Genomic DNA, 17,550 nt, shown 5'->3' with positions numbered 1-17,550 from the left:
ACGCAAGACTCTCTCCTTACCCCACGCTGCAGCAGCGCCACATTTCTCGACAGCGGTAGCCCGGTGCGGGTGGCGCACGGGTGGGCGCGCCGTCAGATGCGCCCGACGGAAACCGAAGGCAGCCGCCGTAGGCGGCAACGAGGTTGAGTAAGGGGAAGTCCGGAGCGAACGCTCCGGACCGCAATCGCAGGCGCGCCCACCCGTGCGCCACCCGCACCGGGCAGCCTACGAAGCAAAACGCTCAGCTCTTGACCGACCGATGCCGACTGATGCTCATCATGATCCCAAACGCGATCCCCATGGTGAACAAGGCTGTCCCCCCATAGCTCATGAACGGCAATGGCACCCCGACCACCGGCAGAATCCCCGTCACCATGCCCACGTTCACAAATACATAGATGAACAGCATCATCGTCAACGCCCCGGACAGCAACCGCCCGAACTGCGATGACGCGCGCGAAGCGATGGTCAGGCCACGGGCCATCATCAGGCCGTACAGCACCAGGATGGCGATGCCGCCGTACAGGCCGAATTCCTCGGCGTAGACGGCGAAGATGAAGTCGGTGGTGCGTTCGGGAATGAAGTCCAGGTGGGTCTGCGTGCCCTTCATGTACCCCTTGCCGTAGACGCCGCCAGAGCCCACCGCGATCATCGACTGGATCGTGTGGAAGCCCTTGCCGAGCGGGTCGGAGCTGGGGTTGAGCAGCGTGCAGACGCGGTGCTTCTGGTAGTCGTGCAGCACCACCCAGTTGACGTCCGGTTCGCACAGCTGGTCTTCGTAGTACACCAGCGTGCCGATGCCGATGATGCCGGCCAGCATGACGGGAACCAGCAGCTTGAACGACAGGCCGGCGAAGTAGATGACGAAGAAACCGGCGCCGAACACCAGCAGCGCGGTGCCCAGGTCGGGTTGCAGCACGATCAGGCCGAAGGGGGCCGCCAGCATCGCGGCGGCGGCCAGGAAGTCGCGGATGCGCACGGCGCCCTCGTGGCGCTGGAAGTACCAGGCCAGCATCATGGGCACGGCGATCTTCATCATCTCGGACGGCTGGATGCGGGTCACGCCCAGGTTGAGCCAGCGCGTCGCGCCCTTGCTGGTCTCGCCAAAGAATTCCACGCCCAGCAGCAGCACCACGCCGACCACGTAGAACGGCAGCGCCAGCTTCATCAGCCACTTGGGCGGGATCAGGGCCATGGTCCACATGGCGAAGAAGGCGATGATGAAGTTGCGCGACTGCTCGGCGAAGCGCCAGTCGGTGCCGCCCACCGCCGAATGCATGACGGTCAGGCCGAGCGCGGCGAACATCATCAGGATCGCCAGCAGCGGCCAGTCGAAGGCCGTGAAGACGCGCAGCAGGATCAGGCCGAGACGCTTCATTGTTGGCGCACCAGGTCGGAGGTGATGGTTTCGACCGAGGCCGTCGACGCGTTGCGCTCCGGGCGCTGGATCTTGTCCTGGCGGTCCTTGGACAGCCAGTAGTCGAATACCTTGCGCGCCACTGGCGCGGCCACGCTGGCGCCCCAGCCGGCGTTCTCGACGATCAGGGCGACCGCGATGCGCGGGTGTTCCAGCGGCGCGAAGCCCATGAACAGCGCGTGGTCGCGCAGGCGTTCGTCGATGGCGCTGGCGCGATAGTGGCCGCCGCGCAGGCTGAACACCTGGGCCGTGCCGGTCTTGCCGGCGGCCTGGTAGGGCGCGTTGGCAAACGCGCGGCGCGCGGTGCCGGCACGGACCACGTCGGCCATGGCGTTCTTGATGACGTCGACGTTGGCCTGCTTGAGCGGAATGCGGTAGTCGGGCGCGGACTCGGTGGGCTTGGCCACGCCCGAGCGCGGATCGCGCACCGCGTGCACCAGGTGCGGACGACGGTACAGGCCGTTGTTGGCCAGGGTCGAAGTGCCCTGCGCCAGCTGCAGCAGGGTGAAGGCGTTGTAGCCCTGGCCCACCGCCACGGAGATGGTCTCGCCGGCGTACCAGCGCTGGCGTTCCTTGTCCTTGTAGGCCGCGCGCTTCCAGTCGGTGGACGGCAGCACGCCGCGCTTTTCGCCTTCAAGGTCGATGCCGGTGATCTGGCCGAAGCCGAACTGCTTGGTGAAATCGTGCAGCGCGTTCACGCCGATCTCGGGACCCAGCGAATAGAAATACGTGTCCGACGACACCACGATGGCCTTGTGCATGTCGGTCATGCCGTAGGCGGCGCCGCCGGCGTTGCGGAACTTCTGCCCGCCAAACTCGAAGTAGCCCGGGTCGGAGATGCGGTCGGTGGCGCGGCGCTTGCCCAGCTCCAGCGCCGCCAGGCCGACGAAAGGCTTGTAGGTCGAACCGATTGGATAGGTGCCGTACAGGGGACGGTTGATCAGCGGATGGTCCGGCGACTCGTTCAGCATGCGCCAGTTGTCCACGTCGATGCCATCGACGAACAGGTTCGGGTCGAACGAGGGCTGCGACACGAACGCCAGCACCTCGCCCGTGTCGGGGTCGATCGCCACCAGCGCGCCGCGCTGGCCCTCGAAGGCCTCCTCGGCCACTTTCTGCAGGCCCAGGTCGATCGACAGCATGATGTCCGAGCCGGGCACCGGGTCGATGCGGCGCAGCGTGCGCATGGGACGGCCGCCCGCGGTCACCTCGACCTCTTCCAGGCCGGTGCGGCCATGCAGCGCTTCTTCCCAGGTCTTCTCGATGCCCTTCTTGCCGATGACGTCGGTGCCGCGGTAGTTGCCCAATTGGCCGGCGCGCTCGAGTTCTTCGATGTCGCCCTCGGCAATGCGGCCGATGTAGCCAACCACGTGGGCGGCGGACTGGCCTTGCGGATACTCGCGCACCCAGCGCGCGCGCAGCTCGACGCCCGGAAACTGGAAGGCATGGGCGGCGAACCAGGCCGCCTCGGTTTCGTTGAGGTTGTTGCGCAGCTGCAGGCTGGCGTAGCGGCTGGACTCGGCCGCGCGGCGCTTGAAGCGGCGCTGGTCGGCCGGGCTGATATAGACCACCTGCGTCAACCGCTCGAACAGCGCGTTCATGTTGCCGGCCTGGGCCGGCACCACTTCGAGCGTGTAGGTGCGGTAGTTGCGCGCCAGCACCTCGCCGTTGCGGTCGAGGATCTCGCCGCGGCGCGGCGGAATCGGCACCACCGCGATGCGGTTGCGGTCGGCGCGCTCGGACAGGCCCTCGTAGCGGTCGACCTGCAGGTACCAGAACCGGCCCACCAGCACGCCGAAGCAGGCCAGCGCGAAGATGCCGCCCACCCAGGCGCGCAGGCGGAAGCGCTGCTTCTGCTGCTGGCCGGTTTTCTTGAATTCGAACATGGGACGCGGCGCCGCCGTCAGGCGGAGGAAGATTCGGCGTCGTCGGCGCCGCGCTGCGGCAAGTGCAGCACCCAGCCCGCCAGCGGCCACAGGGCGGCCGTGATGGCCACGCTGACGCCCCAATCCCAACCCGGCCACTTGCCGGCCAGCCAGGCGTGGATGATCTGGGTGAGGAAACGGGCGATCAGGAACACCGGCAGCATGTGCATGGCCTGGCTCCAGAGGTCGAACCGTTGCAGGCGGCGGTGCAGCACCACGGCGCCATAGGCGACCAGGGTGTAGGACAGCGCGTGTTCGCCGAGCAGGCCGGCGTCATGCACGTCCATCAGCAGGCCGAAGAAGAAGGCGGTGAACAGGCCGACCCGGCGCGGCTCGTGCACGCACCAGAAGGCAATGATCAGGATCAGGACATCCGGCGCGCCCTGCCACAGGCGCCAGGGCAGCAGCGACACCAGCCAGACCAGCAGGATGGTGCCCCAGACAAAGACCCCGTGCGCGGGGCCCGACAGGCGTTCCGGGTGCACGTTGCTGGGCGTGCCCAGGCGGCGCCGGGGTTGCCCGGATGATGATTGATTAGTCCGATCCACCGGAATCGACCTCCTGACGGTTGGACTCGGCACGTTCCACATCCACCTGCAGGACCAGGAAGTGGCGATAGCGTTCAGGGTGGGCCAGCGGCTCGCAGACGGCGCGCGCGAAGCCGGAAGCGGTGTCGCGCTCGACCGAGGTTACCTTGGCCACCGGCAGGCCGGCGGGAAACAGCCCGCCGACGCCGCTGGTGACGATGGTATCGCCTTCCTTGATGTCGGCATTGGCGGCGAGGTAACGAACTTCCATCTTGCCGGGAGAATTCCCGCCGAAGGCGATCAGCCGCAGACCATTGCGCAGCAACTGGACCGGGATCGACACCTGTTCGTCGGTGACCAGGGCGGCCTCGGCCGTCATGGGCGTGACGCGCACGATCTGGCCGACCACGCCGCCTTCGTCGATCACCGGCATGCCCGGCGCCAGGCCGGCCTTGCTGCCCTTGTTGAACACCAGCCGCTGGTTGAAGGCGTTGGTGGGTTCGTACAGCACTTCCACCACCACGGCCGACTGCGCCACGGTGTCGGTGACGCCGAGCAGGCGGCGCAATTGAGCGTTTTCGGCGGCCAGCTGGGCGGCGTGCGTGGCCACCTGGGCCAATTCGATGCGCTGGCGCTGCAGGGCTTCGTTTTCAGTGCGGATGAGGTTGGCGGCGTTGACCCATTCGTTGACCTGTTGGACCAGGTCGCGCGGCGCCATGACGGCGCGCTGGAAGGGGTAAAGCGCCACGGACATCGCCCGGCGCGCCGGTTCCAGCATGCGCCATTGCGAATCCATGATGATCAAAGCCAGTGCCAGGACGACCAGGATGACCAGCCGCACCTCCGCCGGAGGGCCGCGCCTGAATAGGGGAGGAGTCCCTTGTCGTTGCATGAATCTCAGCCCGGGCGCCCGCGCCCGCAGCCCCCGCAGCGGCCGGAGCCGTGGAAAAGCGGGGCTCCGGGCTGGCGGGCAGAATTAGTCGTTGATGAAGATGGCGCCCAGTTTCTCAAGGTGTTCCAGCGCCTCGCCGCAACCGCGCACGACGCAGGTCAGGGGATCATCGGCGACCACCACCGGCAGGCCGGTTTCTTCCTGCAGCAGGCGGTCGAGGTCGCGCAGCAGCGCGCCGCCACCGGTCAGGGCGATGCCCTTGTCGGTGATGTCGGCGCCGAGTTCGGGCGGGGTCTGTTCCAGGGCGATCTTGACGGCCGAGACGATCTGGTTGAGCGGATCGGTGAGCGATTCCAGGATCTCGTTGGACGAGACCGTGAAGCTGCGCGGCACGCCTTCGGCCAGGTTGCGGCCCTTGACTTCGATTTCACGGACTTCGGAACCCGGGAATGCCGAGCCGATTTCCTTCTTGATCAGTTCGGCGGTGGGTTCGCCGATCAGCATGCCGTAGTTGCGGCGGATGTAGTTGACGATGGCCTCGTCGAACTTGTCGCCGCCAACACGCACCGAACCCTTGTAGACCATGCCGCCCAGCGAGATGACCGCCACTTCGGTGGTGCCGCCGCCGATGTCCACGACCATGGAGCCGCTGGCGTCGGAGACGGCCAGGCCGGCGCCGATGGCCGCGGCCATGGGTTCTTCGATCAGGAACACGTGCGAGGCGCCGGCGCCAAGGGCCGATTCGCGGATGGCGCGGCGTTCCACCTGGGTGGAACCGCAGGGCACGCACACGATGATGCGCGGGCTGGGCGCCAGCATGTTGCGCGGGTGCACCATGCGGATGAACTGCTTGAGCATCTGCTCGGTGACCGTGAAGTCGGCGATGACGCCGTCCTTCATGGGCCGGATGGCCTCGATGTTGCCGGGCACGCGGCCGAGCATCTGCTTGGCTTCGTGGCCGACGGCCTGGATGATCTTCTTGCCGTGAGGCCCGCCTTCATGACGGATCGCGACCACGGAGGGCTCATCGAGCACGATGCCCTTGCCGCGGACGTAGATCAGCGTATTGGCGGTACCGAGGTCGATCGCCATATCGCTGGAAAAATAACTGCGCAGGAATCCGAACATGGGAGCTCAGCTAAATTCTGGGGGGAATTGGGGTCATGCCGCGGGGCGTACGACCCAGGAAAGCCTGGGTGCGCCTGTCATCACGGCGATTAAACCGTGAATCATAACTTATAATTTCCCCGGAAATAGCGCATAAATGCAGGCTATTCAAGCTTTGTAACGGGTTTGGCATGTGCATACTGCCCAGTCCCGCCCCTCGGCCTCCGCTTCTCGATATTCGCACTCCCCATGGCGCTCAATGACACAGATGTGGCCCGCATTGCCAGGCTGGCCAGAATCGAACTGACCCCGGACCAGCGCGCCCACGCGCAGGCCGAACTCAACGGCATCCTCCACCTGATCGAACGGCTGCAGGCCGTCGACACCCAGGGCGTCGACCCCCTGGCCCACCCGTTGTCGGCCCACGAGGACATCGTGCTGCGCCTGCGCCAGGACGCCGTGACCGAAACCGCCTCGGAGGCCCGCCGCGCCGAACTGCTGGCCAATGCTCCCGACGCCCAGGACGGTCTTTTCCTGGTCCCCAAGGTTCTCGATTAAGCCATGACCCAACCCGCCCTGCATACTCAATTCGAGGGGATCGCCGCCCTGCGCGCGGCCCTCGCCCAACGCCAGGTCAGCGCCGTCGAACTGGCGCAAAGCTCGCTGGCGGCCGCCGAGGCGGCCAGCGGCCTGAACGCCTTCTTACATATTGATGCCGAATTGACGCTGGCCCAGGCCCGCGCCGCCGATGCCGCGCTGGCCGCCGGCAATGCCGGTCCGCTGGCCGGCGTGCCCATCGCCCACAAGGACGCCTTCGTCACCCGCGGCTGGCGCACCACCGCCGGCAGCAAGATGCTGGACGGCTACGTCAGCCCGTTCGACGCCACCGTGGTCGAGCGCCTGCAGGCCGCCGGCGCCGTGTCGCTGGGCAAGCTCAACTGCGACGAGTTCGCCATGGGTTCGGGCAACGAGAACTCGGCCTACGGCGCGGTCCGCAACCCCTGGGACCCGGCCGCCGTGCCCGGCGGTTCGTCGGGCGGTTCGGCCGCGGCGGTCGCCGCCCGCCTGGTGGCCGCCGCCACCGGCACCGACACCGGCGGTTCGGTGCGCCAGCCCGCCGCGCTGTGCGGCGTCAGCGGCATCAAGCCGACCTACGGCACCGTGTCGCGCTACGGCATGGTCGCCTTCGGCTCCAGCCTGGACCAGGCCGGCCCGCTGGCTCCCAGCAGCCGCGATCTGCTCGAACTGCTGGATGTCATCAGCGGCTTTGATCCGCGCGACGCCACCAGCCTGGAAAAATGCGACGCCGCCGTCAATGAACCGGGCCGCGTGCGGCGCGATTTCGATGCCGCGCAAGGCAGGTTCGACGCCGCCGGCAGCCAGCCCCTGAAGGGCCTGCGCATTGGCGTGCCCGAGGAATACTTCGGCGCCGGCCTGGCCCCGGACGTGGCCGCCGCGGTGCAGGCCGCGCTGGCCCAGTTCGAAGCCCTGGGTGCGGTGCGCGTGCCGGTGTCGCTGCCGCGCACCGAGCTGGCCATCCCCGCCTACTACGTCATCGCCCCCGCCGAAGCGTCGAGCAACCTGGCGCGCTACGACGGCGTGCGCTACGGCCACCGCGCCAAGCAGTACGGCGACCTGAACGAGATGATCAGCCGCTCGCGCGCCGAAGGCTTCGGCGACGAGGTCAAGCGCCGCATCCTGATCGGCACCTACGTGCTGTCCCACGGCTATTACGACGCCTATTACCTGCAGGCCCAGCGCCTGCGCCGCATGATCGCCCAGGACTTCCAGCGCGCCTTCGCCGGCCAGTGCGACGTCATCATGGGCCCGGTGACCCCGACGGTGGCCAAGAACATCGGCGACAACCGCGACGACCCCACCGCCGACTGGCTGGCCGACGTCTACACGCTGGGCGTCAGCCTGGCGGGCCTGCCCGCGATGTCCGTGCCCTGCGGCTTCGGCGGCGCGGGCCGCCGCCCCGTCGGTCTGCAGATCATCGGCAACTACTTCGACGAAGGCCGCCTCCTGGCCATCGCCGACCGCTACCAACAAGTCACGACGTGGCACAAGGCCACGCCGGCCCAGCAGGACGCCTAAGCATGAACTGGGAAATCGTCATCGGCCTGGAAACGCATACCCAGCTTTCCACCGACTCCAAGATCTTTTCGGGCAGCAGCACCGAGTTCGGCGCCGCGCCCAACACCCACGCCAACGAAGTCGACCTGGCCTTGCCGGGCAGCCTGCCGGTCATGAACCGCGGCGCCGCCGAACGCGCCATCCGCTTCGGCCTGGCGGTCGGCGCCGAGATCGCGCCGCGCTCGGTGTTCGCGCGCAAGAACTACTTCTACCCCGACCTGCCCAAGGGCTACCAGATCAGCCAGTACGAGCTGCCGGTGGTGGTGGGCGGTTCGCTGTCGTTCTTCGTCGGCGAGGAAGAAAAGACCGTCAACCTGACGCGCGCGCACCTGGAAGAAGACGCGGGCAAATCCTCGCACGACAATTTCACCCTGGCCAACGGCTCGCCGGCCAGCGGCATCGACCTGAACCGCGCCGGCACGCCGTTGCTGGAAATCGTCACGGAACCGGAAATGCGCTCGGCCGCCGAGGCCGTGGCCTACGCGCGCGCCCTGCACAGCCTGGTGGTGTGGCTCGGCATCTGCGACGGCAATATGCAGGAAGGCTCGTTCCGCTGCGACGCCAACGTCTCCGTGCGCCCGGTCGGCCAGAAGGAATTCGGCACCCGCACCGAGATCAAGAACGTCAACTCGTTCCGCTTCCTGGAACGCGCCATCACCTATGAAGCGCGGCGCCAGATCGAGCTGATCGAGGATGGCGGCACCGTGGTCCAGGAAACCCGCCTGTACGACGCCGACCGCGACGAAACCCGCAGCATGCGCAGCAAGGAAGACGCGCACGACTACCGCTACTTCCCCGATCCCGACCTGCCCACGCTCGTGATCTCGCGCGAATGGGTCGACGAGGTCCGCGCCGCCATGCCCGAACTGCCGGCCGCCCAGCGCGCCCGCTTCGAGTCCGAGTATGGGCTGCCGGCCTACGACGCCGCCCAGCTGACCGTCAGCCGCGACCTGGCCGCCTATTTCGAGGCCGTGGCGCACGCGCTGCCGGCCGGCCAGGCCAAGCTGGCCGCCAACTGGATCATGGGCGAAGTGGCCGCCACCCTGAACAAGGAAGAAAAGGCCATCGCCGACGCGCCGGTGCAGGCGCCGGCCCTGGCCGCGCTGATCAACCGCATCATCGACGGCACGATCTCCAACAAGATCGCGCGCGAAGTGTTCGGCGCCATGTGGGCCGGCGAGAACGGCGGCCAGCCCGACGCCATCATCGAAGCCCGCGGCCTCAAGCAGATCAGCGACACCGGCGCCATCGGCGCCATGATCGACGAGGTGCTGGCGGCCAATCCGGCCATCGTCGAGGAGTACCGCGCCGGCAAGCAGAAGGCGTTCAACTCGCTGGTCGGCCAGATCATGAAGGCCGCGCGCGGCAAGGCCAACCCGCAGCAGGTCAACGACCTGCTCAAGCAGAAGCTGGATAGCTGATCCCCGCGCCGGCCCGTCATCACGAGGACCGGCGCAGTATCAGACCGAACCGAAGGCCGCGGCATCTTGCCGCGGCTTTTTGTTTGGCCAAGAATGGTTCGGTCGATTTCGCGCCGGAGACTTGGCCATGACTACCCCCTACCTATCCGTTCCACACGAACAGGTCGCGCAGCGGCTGGACGAACTTATCGAGGCCGCCCACGGGGGCACCCGGGTCGTCATCATGCGAGATGGCATGGCATATGCCCAGTTCTGGCGGGTCAACCCCCTCCTGACCGAAGAGGCGCACCGCGCGATCGAGGAACTCAAGCAACTCAAGGGCATCCCGTATGTGGACGACGCCACCTGGTGGTACGCCGTCAAGGGGATACGCGAATGAAGCTCGTGCTCGATGCGTCGGTTGCCTTGAGTTGGCTGCAATTGCCCAGCCAGACCCACAGTGGACAAGCGCTCGCGATACTGGAAGGCCTGGTTGATAAGCCCGCCCTCGTCCCCTTGATCTGGAAGCTGGAGGTCGCCCAGGGAGCGCTGCGCATCGAACGGTCGCGGCAAGCCACGCCAGCCATGCTGGCCAAATTTTCAACGCGGTTGAAGAGGGCGCCAGTGGTCAACGAACACCGACCTGCCACCACATGGCTGCCGCGCTGTGTCGCCCTTGCCCGGCAACACGCCCTCACGGTGTACGACGCGTCGTATCTGGAACTTGCGCTTTGGCACGATGCCGCACTGGCCACCTTCGACAAGCGCCTGACGCAAGCGGCATATGCGTGTGATCTCGTCGTCATCGGCGCTGAGGGGCCGGCCAACAGGCTGGAGTCCCCTGGAGTCCGATACGGAAGCCGGCGGGCCAAGTCCCACCGGCCCGGGTTTACTTCACCCCGTACTTCGTCCGGTATGCCTGCACCGCCTCGCGGTGCTCGGCGAACGCGGCGTCGTCCTGCAGCAGCGCCATGATGTCGGCCAGCGAGGCAATCGCCACCACCGGGATACCGTAGGTCTTGGCCACGTCCTGCACCGCCGAGTGCGCGGACAGCGCGTCGTCGGCGCCCGCGCGTTCCATGCGGTCCATGGCGATCAGCACGGCGGCCGGTTCGGCGCCGGCGCTGCGGATGATCTCCACCGACTCGCGCACCGAGGTGCCCGCGGTGATCACGTCGTCGATGATGACGACCTTGCCCTTGAGCGGCGCGCCCACCAGCGTGCCGCCTTCGCCGTGGTCCTTGGCTTCCTTGCGGTTGTAGGCGAACGGCACGTCGCCGCGGCCCTGCATCGCCGGGTGGCCAGCCAGCGCCACGGCGGTGGCGGTGGCCAGCGGGATGCCCTTGTAGGCGGGCCCGAACAGCATGTCGAAGGCCACGCCCGAATCCAGCAGCGCCTGGGCGTAGAAGCCCGCCAGCTTGCCAACCGATGCGCCGCTGTTGAACAGGCCCGCGTTGAAGAAATAGGGACTGATACGACCAGACTTCACCTTGAAGCTGCCGAAGCGCAGCACGCCTTCGTTCAGGGCGAAGCGGACAAAGTCGAGCGAGGTGGCGGAGGCGGTATGGGCGGCAGACATGCGAGGAGGATCCGGGAGGTGGCAAACCCCGGCATTTTATCCGCTGTCGGGGCCTTTCCCGGACAACGTCGCCCAGTCGGTTAAATTCCTGGCATTGTTCCGGCCGTTTCCGGCCGCTCTACAGGAGTCCCGCTTTGCTGCGCATCACGTCGATCAACCTCAATGGCATCCGGTCCGCCTTCCGCAAGGGCCTGCAACCCTGGATGGAAAAGCACGCCGCCGACGTGCTGTGCCTGCAGGAAATCAAGGTGTCCGACGAGGATCTGACCGACGACCTGCGCCACCCGCCGGGCTACACCGGCCACTTCCACCATGCCGTCAAGAAAGGCTACAGCGGCGTCGGCATTTACCTGCGCGACGCGGCCGAGCGCGTCAACATCGGCCTGGGCTGCGAGGAGTTCGACCCGGAAGGCCGTGTCATCCGCGCCGACTGGAAAAACCTGTCCGTGATCAGCGCCTACCTGCCCTCCGGTTCCAGCGGCGACGAACGCCAACAGGCCAAGTACCGCTTCCTGGACCGCTTCGGCCCGTGGATCGACGAACTGATGCACGAACACAAGAAGACCGGCCGCGAATTCATCATCTGCGGCGACTGGAACATCGCCCACAAGGAAATCGACCTCAAGAACTGGAAGGGCAACCTGAAGAACTCCGGTTTCCTGCCCGAGGAACGCGCCTGGCTGACCGACGTGTTCGACAAGCGCGGCTTCGTCGACGTGTTCCGCACCATCGACGACCGCCCCGACCAATACACCTGGTGGAGCAACCGCGGCCAGGCCTGGGCCAAGAACGTCGGGTGGCGCATCGACTACCAGATCGCCACGCCGGGCATCGCCGCCCGCGCGCGCAGCGTCGCCATCTACAAGGACGAACGTTTTTCCGACCACGCGCCGCTGACCATCGACTACGACGCCACGCTCTGAAAGACGGGCGGCGGAAGACGGATTCCGCCGCCCGCGCGCATGATCCTGCTCAAAATATATTTAGGGACACATAAAGGGGATCAGGCCTTGCAAGATGAGGACCATATCCCGCCAAAAGGCTGGATTCCCCTATGGGGCGGCGATCCCGCGCCGCTTCCCAGATTCCCATAATATTGGGGACATATTAATTTTCCCTATGAATTCAATGCCTCATGACTTCTGCTATGAAGTCTCCGGTTCCGCACCCGCGCGCCCAATCATAATACGTCCCCAATAAAAATAAGAAAAAGTGCTTTGATATCAAGACGATGGCGCACTTTCCGGCTTTGCGCAGGGCAACAAATTAGCCCTACAATCCCGCACCAAGCCGGTGCTACTCGCACCAAAACGGAGATACCGCGCCCCAAAACGGCGCATCTCCGCACCCATTCGAAGCGCCCCCAAGGAGATCATGTTGAAAGTGCAGCGTCTGGACGACTTCCTGCGTAGCGTCGCCGTGCGCGATCCGCAGCAACCGGAATTCATGCAAGCCGTCCAGGAGGTGATGCTGAGTCTGTGGCCTTTCATCGAAAAGCACCCCCACTACGCCGAGCACGCCCTGCTCGAGCGCCTGGTGGAACCGGAACGCGTGATCCAGTTCCGCGTGTGCTGGACCGACGACAAGGGCCAGGCGCAGGTCAACCGCGCTTTCCGCATCCAGCACAGCTCGGCCATCGGCCCGTTCAAGGGCGGCATGCGTTTCCACCCCTCGGTGAACCTGTCGATCCTGAAGTTCCTGGCGTTCGAGCAGACCCTGAAGAACTCGCTGACCACGCTACCCATGGGCGGCGGCAAGGGCGGCTCCGACTTCGACCCCAAGGGCAAGTCCGACGCCGAAGTCATGCGCTTCTGCCAGGCCCTGATGATCGAGCTGTACCGCCACCTGGGCCCGGACACCGACGTGCCGGCCGGCGACATCGGCGTGGGCGCGCGTGAAGTCGGCTTCATGGCCGGCATGATGAAGAAGCTGTCGAACTCCACCGCCAGCGTCTTCACCGGCAAGGGCCTGACCTTCGGCGGCAGCCTGATCCGCCCCGAAGCCACCGGCTACGGCACCGTCTACTTCGCCGAGGAAATGCTCAAGCGCGTCGGCAAGTCGTTCGACGGCCTGCGCGTGTCGGTCTCGGGCTCGGGCAACGTGGCCCAGTACGCCATCGAGAAGGCCATGGCGCTGGGCGCCAAGGTCGTGACGGTGTCCGACTCGAACGGCACGGTGGTCGACGAAGCCGGCTTCAACCACGAGAAGCTGGTGGCGCTGATGCACGTCAAGAACGACCTGCGCGGCCGCCTGGACGCCTACGCGCGCCAATTCGGCCTGGTCTACGAACCCGGCAAGCGCCCGTGGCACGTGCCCGTGGACGTGGCCCTGCCCTGCGCCACCCAGAATGAACTGGAACTGGCCGACGCCGAAACGCTGATCAAGAACGGCGTGCAGTGCGTGGCCGAAGGCGCCAACATGCCCGCCACCCTGGACGCCGCCAAGGCCTTCATCGCCGCCCGCGTGCTGTACGCCCCGGGCAAGGCCAGCAACGCTGGCGGCGTGGCCGTGTCGGGCCTGGAGATGGCCCAGAACTCGGCCCGCCTGGCGTGGACCCGCGAAGAAGTGGACACGCGCCTGCACGCCATCATGCGCGACATCCACGAGAACTGCGTGCGCCACGGCCACAGCGAGCGCGAATACGTGAACTACCTGGACGGCGCCAACATCGCCGGCTTCGTCAAGGTCGCCGACGCGATGCGCCAGCAAGGGCTGTATTGATCGACATGCCGGCGGCCCTCCGGCGCCGGCAATGCGACGATAAAAAGGCGGCGGGCTGTTCAAGCCTGCCGCCTTTTTCCATGGCGGACCGCCGTGCGGCCAGAGATCATTTCGGATCTCTGCCCTGCCTGCCCTGATGCCGCAGCGCCCGGCGCGAACGGCATACGAGCCCCGTACCGGCGCGCCGCCGATGCCGCCGGGATCAGTGCTTCATCGCCCCGTGGTCATGGCTCATGCCGGGATTGTGCGAAGCCGGCTTGACCTTGAACTGCACCGCCACCTCGCCCGCCTTTTCAAACTTGAGCGTGGCCGGCACGGTGGCGCCCTCGGCGAACGGCGCCTTCAGCTTGATGAACATGACGTGATAGCCGCCCGGCGAAAGTTTGACCTCGCCATTGGCCGGCAGCGGGATGCCGCCCTCGACCGGGCGCATCTTGGCCACGCCGTTGGCCGTTTCGACCGTATGCAGCTCGACGCGCTCGGCGGCGTCGGACGAGATCGACAGCAGGCGGTCGGGCGTCTTGGCCTCGTTGTCGATATCCATGTAGCCTGCGCCGTTGGATTGGCCCGGGGCGGACGCGCGCACCCAGAGATCATCGACCTCGACCTCGCCAACCTTGTAGTCCTTGGCCCAGGCGGACCCGGCCGCGCACAGGCCCAGGATGGCGACAGCGGCGAACTTGCGGATGTTCATGAGGTGTTCTCCTAAAGGGTTAACGCCGCCGGACCAGGCTGCGGGCGGCTGACAGAACCGAGTCGGTCAAAGCTTCCATGGCCTCGGAGTTTACCCGCCAATGCTGCCAATACAGGGGCACATCCTCCCAGGCGCGGCCCCGCAGCAGCACCAGATGACCTGCGTCAAGATGTTCCTGCACCAGCGGCAGCGGATTCATCGTCCAGCCCAGCCCGCCCAGCGTAGCCTGCACGAAGGCGCGCGTGGACGGCACCCACCACACCGGCGGCTGCCACGGCGCCGGGTCGGAGATCTTGTGGGCAAAGCGGGCCTGCAGCGCGTCCTTGCGGTTGAACACCAGCACCGGCGCCTGCGCCAGCGTCTGCGCGTTCACGCCTTGCGCGAAATAGCGCTTGTGGAAAGCCGGTGTGCACGTCGCCACATAGCGCATGCTGCCCAGCGCGTGGATGCGGCAGCCCTGCACCGGATCGGCCAGCGTCGTCACCGCGCCGAGCACCGAGCCGTTGCGCAGCAACGCGGCGGTATGGTCCTGGTCTTCGGACTGCATGTCGAGCGTGGCGCGGGTGCGGCTGGAAAACTGCAGCGCCGCGTCGACGAACCAGGTCTCCAGGCTGTCGTGGTTGACGGCGATGGGGATGCTGGCGTGCGGCACATCGTCGTCCGCCACGCCCAGCCGGTTCAGCGCGTCGTGCTCCAGCAGCGCGGTCTGCTCGGCCAATTGCACCAGTACCTGACCGTCGGCGGTCGCGGCGGCCGGCACGGTGCGCTGGACCAGCAGCCGGCCCATGCGGTCTTCGAGCGCCTTGATCCGCTGCGACACCGCCGACGGCGTTACGCTCAACGCCAGCGCGGCGCGCTCGAAACTGCCTTCGCGCACCACCGCGGCCAGGGCGCGCAGGTTGCCATGATCGATCTTCATAGGATTAGTTTTACTTAATATAGTGAAGGAAAATTAGCTGTATTTCATATTGGCGGCAAGCGAAAATGTTGCATTGCCGGCATGCGCGACGCTGCCGGCCCGGTATCCAAGCGCCGCCACAAGGCGTTGCAGTCAAAAGGTTCGCAGTCATGTTCGCCACGTTGTCCTCCCCCCTCTTCCTCACCGCCTGGGCCAGCGGCACGGCCACCGGGCTGGGCCTGTTCGCCGTTGTCGGCGCACAGAGCGCATTCATCCTGCGCCAGGGATTGATGCGCGCGCACCTGCTGTCGGTGGTCGCCATCTGCGCCCTGATCGACGCCATCTTCATCTTCGCCAGCGTCTCGGGCCTGCAGGCCCTGACCGCCTGGTTCCCGTGGCTGACCACCGCGGTGCTGTGGTTCGGCGTGGCGTTCCTGTCCTGGTACGCGCTGCAATCGGCGCGCCGCGCCTGGACCGCCACCGGCGGCCTGGCCGCCGCGCGCGACGTGGTGCCCTCGCGCCGTGCCGCGATGCTGGGCGCCCTGGGCTTTTCGCTGCTGAACCCCCATTTCTGGCTCGACATGGTGGTGGTCGGCTCGCTGGCCCACGGCTTCGACGACGCCCGCATGGCGTTCGCCGCCGGCGCCTTCACCGCCAGCTTGCTGTGGCTGGCCGTGCTGGGCATCGGCTCGCGCCTGTTCGCGCGCTTCTTCGCCAGCGCCTCGGCCTGGCGCGTGCTGGACGGCGTCATCGCCGTGGTCATGGCGGGCCTGGCGATCAGCCTGGCGGTCAAGGGCGTCTGACGGCCGTGCCCGGTACCGCCGCCTGTCCCAGCCCCGCCCACCCGGGGCCCGCGCGCTACACCGCCACCTTCATCTTCGCCAAGAAGCAGTTCGACGACGACTTCCACCGGCTCGACCAGGCCATCGCCACGGCGGCGCGGGCTACCCCCGGCTACCTGGGCGAAGAGGCCTGGGAAGATCCCGCGCGCGGCCTGTACGCCAATGTCTATTACTGGGAATCGCTTGAAGCCCTGGAAGCCCTGATCCGCCACCCTGCCCACCAGCAGGCCAAGGCCGCGCAGTCGCGCTGGCTGGACGGCTACCGGGTGATCATCGCCCAGGTGCTAAGGGAATACGGGGACGGACTGCCCGGTCCAGCACTTTTATAATCGCCGGGTTGCCACTCTTTCGTCGGGCGCATGGCCGGCCCGCCAGACGATCATGCGCGGACCCTCTCCTTCCAAAGACGTGCGCCTGCCGCCGCTGGCCGCCATCCAGGCCTTCGAGGCGGCCGCCCGGCTCGGTTCGTTCGAGCGCGCCAGCGAAGAACTCTTCGTCACCGCCAGCGCCATCGGCAAGCGCATCGCCGCGCTGGAAGCGCAGCTGGACGTCACCCTGTTCATCCGCAGCAGCCGCGGCGCCACCCTGAGCGCCGCCGGGCGCGAATACCTGGAGCAGGTGCGCACCGCGCTGGACCTGCTGTCGGACGCCTCGCTGCACAAGCGCGGCGAACCCAAGCTCGAACCCCTGCGGGTCGTGTCCACGCCCACCTTCGCCCGCCAGGTGCTGATCCCCGCCCTGCCCGGTTTCACCGCCGCCCATCCGGACGTCGAGCTGGAGATCATGCTGTCCATTCCCTACCTGGACATCACGCCGCCAAACGCCGATGTCTGGATCCGCTTCGGCAGCGGCAAATACCCCGGCCTGCATGCCCGGCCGCTGACCACCGACCCGGTGTTCGCCGTGTGCTCGCCGGCCTATCGCGACGCCCACGGCCCGTTCGACCGTCCCCAGGACCTGGCGCGCGCCGCGCTGCTGCGCTGCCCGATGGAACCCTGGCGTCCATGGCTGGCCGCGGCGGGATTGGACTGGCCCGAGCCCGCCCGCGGCGTCTGGCTGGTCGACCTGGGCATGATGCTGGCGGCGGCCCGCGCCGGCCAGGGCATCGCCTTGACCCGCCGCACGCTCGCCGCCGAATGGCTCGACGAAGGCAAATTGCTGCGCGTGCTCGACATCGAAACACCGGGTGAATCCCAGTACCACCTGTGCACCGAAATCTCGCGCCCGCCCGGCGGCGCGGCCCAAGCGTTTTCCCTATGGCTGGCGGAGGTCTGCGAACGCGCATCCCAGTGGCCGCGCGGCCTGCCAGCCAAGCCGGAATAAATTTCCAGTCCCGGGCGGAAGGAAATTCCGCGCGCCATGGCGCATCGCTGGCTAGGATGCGCCGAACGTGGCCGCGCGCCGGAGGCAGG

The 17,550-nt window shown here is 66.9% G+C and carries 18 protein-coding genes; 10 read left to right on the top strand and 8 right to left on the bottom strand.

Annotation, left to right across the window (positions count from 1 at the left end; all coding sequences use genetic code 11):
- Positions 1 to 241 precede the first annotated feature (241 nt).
- The 5 genes from rodA to HV742_RS05830 all read right to left on the bottom strand — a co-directional run bounded on the left by rodA (position 242) and on the right by HV742_RS05830 (position 5,889).
- Positions 242 to 1,378: a rod shape-determining protein RodA gene (gene rodA / locus HV742_RS05850; protein ID WP_049076918.1), complete on the bottom strand. Its 1,137-nt coding sequence runs from the start codon at positions 1,376 to 1,378 to the stop codon at positions 242 to 244.
- Complete coding sequence (mrdA, locus tag HV742_RS05845) at positions 1,375 to 3,303, bottom strand: penicillin-binding protein 2 (RefSeq protein ID WP_175144667.1); 1,929 nt, start codon at positions 3,301 to 3,303, stop codon at positions 1,375 to 1,377. Before mrdA ends, rodA begins: the two co-directional genes overlap by 4 nt.
- A gap of 17 nt (positions 3,304 to 3,320) precedes the next feature.
- Positions 3,321 to 3,890 carry a rod shape-determining protein MreD gene (mreD, locus tag HV742_RS05840; RefSeq protein WP_059272793.1) on the bottom strand — a complete coding sequence of 190 codons (570 nt, stop codon included), beginning with the start codon at positions 3,888 to 3,890 and terminating at the stop codon, positions 3,321 to 3,323.
- A complete protein-coding gene (mreC, locus tag HV742_RS05835) occupies positions 3,877 to 4,761 on the bottom strand; it encodes a rod shape-determining protein MreC (RefSeq protein WP_049076925.1) in 885 nt (294 codons plus the stop codon). The genes mreD and mreC overlap by 14 nt, the downstream gene beginning before the upstream one ends.
- An 84-nt stretch (positions 4,762 to 4,845) precedes the next feature.
- Positions 4,846 to 5,889 (bottom strand): rod shape-determining protein, encoded by a 1,044-nt coding sequence (locus HV742_RS05830; protein WP_006216320.1) that lies wholly within the window; start codon positions 5,887 to 5,889, stop codon positions 4,846 to 4,848.
- A 228-nt stretch (positions 5,890 to 6,117) separates the two neighbouring features.
- Between HV742_RS05830 and gatC the strand changes: the two genes are divergently transcribed.
- The 5 genes from gatC (at position 6,118) to HV742_RS05805 (ending at position 10,379) form a co-directional block, all read left to right on the top strand.
- The gene (gene gatC, locus HV742_RS05825) at positions 6,118 to 6,426 is read left to right on the top strand and encodes an Asp-tRNA(Asn)/Glu-tRNA(Gln) amidotransferase subunit GatC (RefSeq protein ID WP_049076928.1); all 309 of its coding nucleotides are present in this window, start codon (positions 6,118 to 6,120) and stop codon (positions 6,424 to 6,426) included.
- A 3-nt stretch (positions 6,427 to 6,429) separates the two neighbouring features.
- Positions 6,430 to 7,965 (top strand): Asp-tRNA(Asn)/Glu-tRNA(Gln) amidotransferase subunit GatA, encoded by a 1,536-nt coding sequence (gene gatA, locus HV742_RS05820; protein ID WP_049076929.1) that lies wholly within the window; start codon positions 6,430 to 6,432, stop codon positions 7,963 to 7,965.
- Between the two features lie 2 nt (positions 7,966 to 7,967).
- Positions 7,968 to 9,425, top strand: a complete 1,458-nt coding sequence (gatB, locus tag HV742_RS05815) for an Asp-tRNA(Asn)/Glu-tRNA(Gln) amidotransferase subunit GatB (protein ID WP_049076931.1) — start codon at positions 7,968 to 7,970, stop codon at positions 9,423 to 9,425.
- 127 nt (positions 9,426 to 9,552) lie between these two features.
- Positions 9,553 to 9,804 carry a hypothetical protein gene (locus tag HV742_RS05810; RefSeq protein WP_063583586.1) on the top strand — a complete coding sequence of 84 codons (252 nt, stop codon included), beginning with the start codon at positions 9,553 to 9,555 and terminating at the stop codon, positions 9,802 to 9,804.
- The gene (locus HV742_RS05805) at positions 9,801 to 10,379 is read left to right on the top strand and encodes a type II toxin-antitoxin system VapC family toxin (protein ID WP_175144666.1); all 579 of its coding nucleotides are present in this window, start codon (positions 9,801 to 9,803) and stop codon (positions 10,377 to 10,379) included. Before HV742_RS05810 ends, HV742_RS05805 begins: the two co-directional genes overlap by 4 nt.
- Here HV742_RS05805 and pyrE read toward each other — a convergent pair.
- Entirely contained in the window at positions 10,294 to 10,983 is a 690-nt protein-coding gene (pyrE, locus tag HV742_RS05800; RefSeq protein ID WP_063583587.1) for an orotate phosphoribosyltransferase, read from the bottom strand. The two genes, HV742_RS05805 and pyrE, sit on opposite strands and share 86 nt — an antisense overlap.
- Before the next feature lie 134 nt (positions 10,984 to 11,117).
- On the opposite strand from pyrE, the gene HV742_RS05795 reads away from it, so the two are divergent.
- Both HV742_RS05795 and gdhA read left to right on the top strand, forming a co-directional pair.
- Entirely contained in the window at positions 11,118 to 11,906 is a 789-nt protein-coding gene (locus HV742_RS05795; RefSeq protein ID WP_049076940.1) for an exodeoxyribonuclease III, read from the top strand.
- Positions 11,907 to 12,357: 451 nt separating this feature from the next.
- Entirely contained in the window at positions 12,358 to 13,704 is a 1,347-nt protein-coding gene (gene gdhA, locus HV742_RS05790; protein ID WP_054500375.1) for an NADP-specific glutamate dehydrogenase, read from the top strand.
- Positions 13,705 to 13,906: 202 nt separating this feature from the next.
- Here gdhA and HV742_RS05785 read toward each other — a convergent pair whose 3' ends face one another.
- Both HV742_RS05785 and HV742_RS05780 read right to left on the bottom strand, forming a co-directional pair.
- On the bottom strand, positions 13,907 to 14,398 hold the full coding sequence (locus HV742_RS05785; protein WP_049076944.1) for a copper chaperone PCu(A)C: 492 nt from the start codon (positions 14,396 to 14,398) through the stop codon (positions 13,907 to 13,909).
- A 19-nt stretch (positions 14,399 to 14,417) separates the two neighbouring features.
- Positions 14,418 to 15,317 carry a LysR family transcriptional regulator ArgP gene (locus tag HV742_RS05780; protein WP_049076946.1) on the bottom strand — a complete coding sequence of 300 codons (900 nt, stop codon included), beginning with the start codon at positions 15,315 to 15,317 and terminating at the stop codon, positions 14,418 to 14,420.
- A gap of 149 nt (positions 15,318 to 15,466) precedes the next feature.
- Between HV742_RS05780 and HV742_RS05775 the strand changes: the two genes are divergently transcribed.
- The 3 genes from HV742_RS05775 to HV742_RS05765 are packed head-to-tail and all read left to right on the top strand — an operon-like array spanning position 15,467 to position 17,461.
- Complete coding sequence (locus tag HV742_RS05775; protein WP_049076948.1) at positions 15,467 to 16,099, top strand: LysE/ArgO family amino acid transporter; 633 nt, start codon at positions 15,467 to 15,469, stop codon at positions 16,097 to 16,099.
- 5 nt (positions 16,100 to 16,104) lie between these two features.
- On the top strand, positions 16,105 to 16,467 hold the full coding sequence (locus HV742_RS05770; protein WP_063579988.1) for an antibiotic biosynthesis monooxygenase family protein: 363 nt from the start codon (positions 16,105 to 16,107) through the stop codon (positions 16,465 to 16,467).
- Positions 16,468 to 16,519: 52 nt separating this feature from the next.
- Positions 16,520 to 17,461, top strand: a complete 942-nt coding sequence (locus HV742_RS05765) for a LysR substrate-binding domain-containing protein (protein WP_063569609.1) — start codon at positions 16,520 to 16,522, stop codon at positions 17,459 to 17,461.
- Positions 17,462 to 17,550 lie beyond the last annotated feature (89 nt).

The sequence above is a fragment of the Achromobacter ruhlandii genome, from assembly GCF_902859695.1.
In the GTDB taxonomy this organism is placed as follows: Bacteria; Pseudomonadota; Gammaproteobacteria; order Burkholderiales; family Burkholderiaceae_B; genus Achromobacter; species Achromobacter ruhlandii.
The sequence above is the reverse complement of the archived record's forward strand: the minus strand, read 5'-3'. Positions and strand labels throughout refer to the sequence as shown.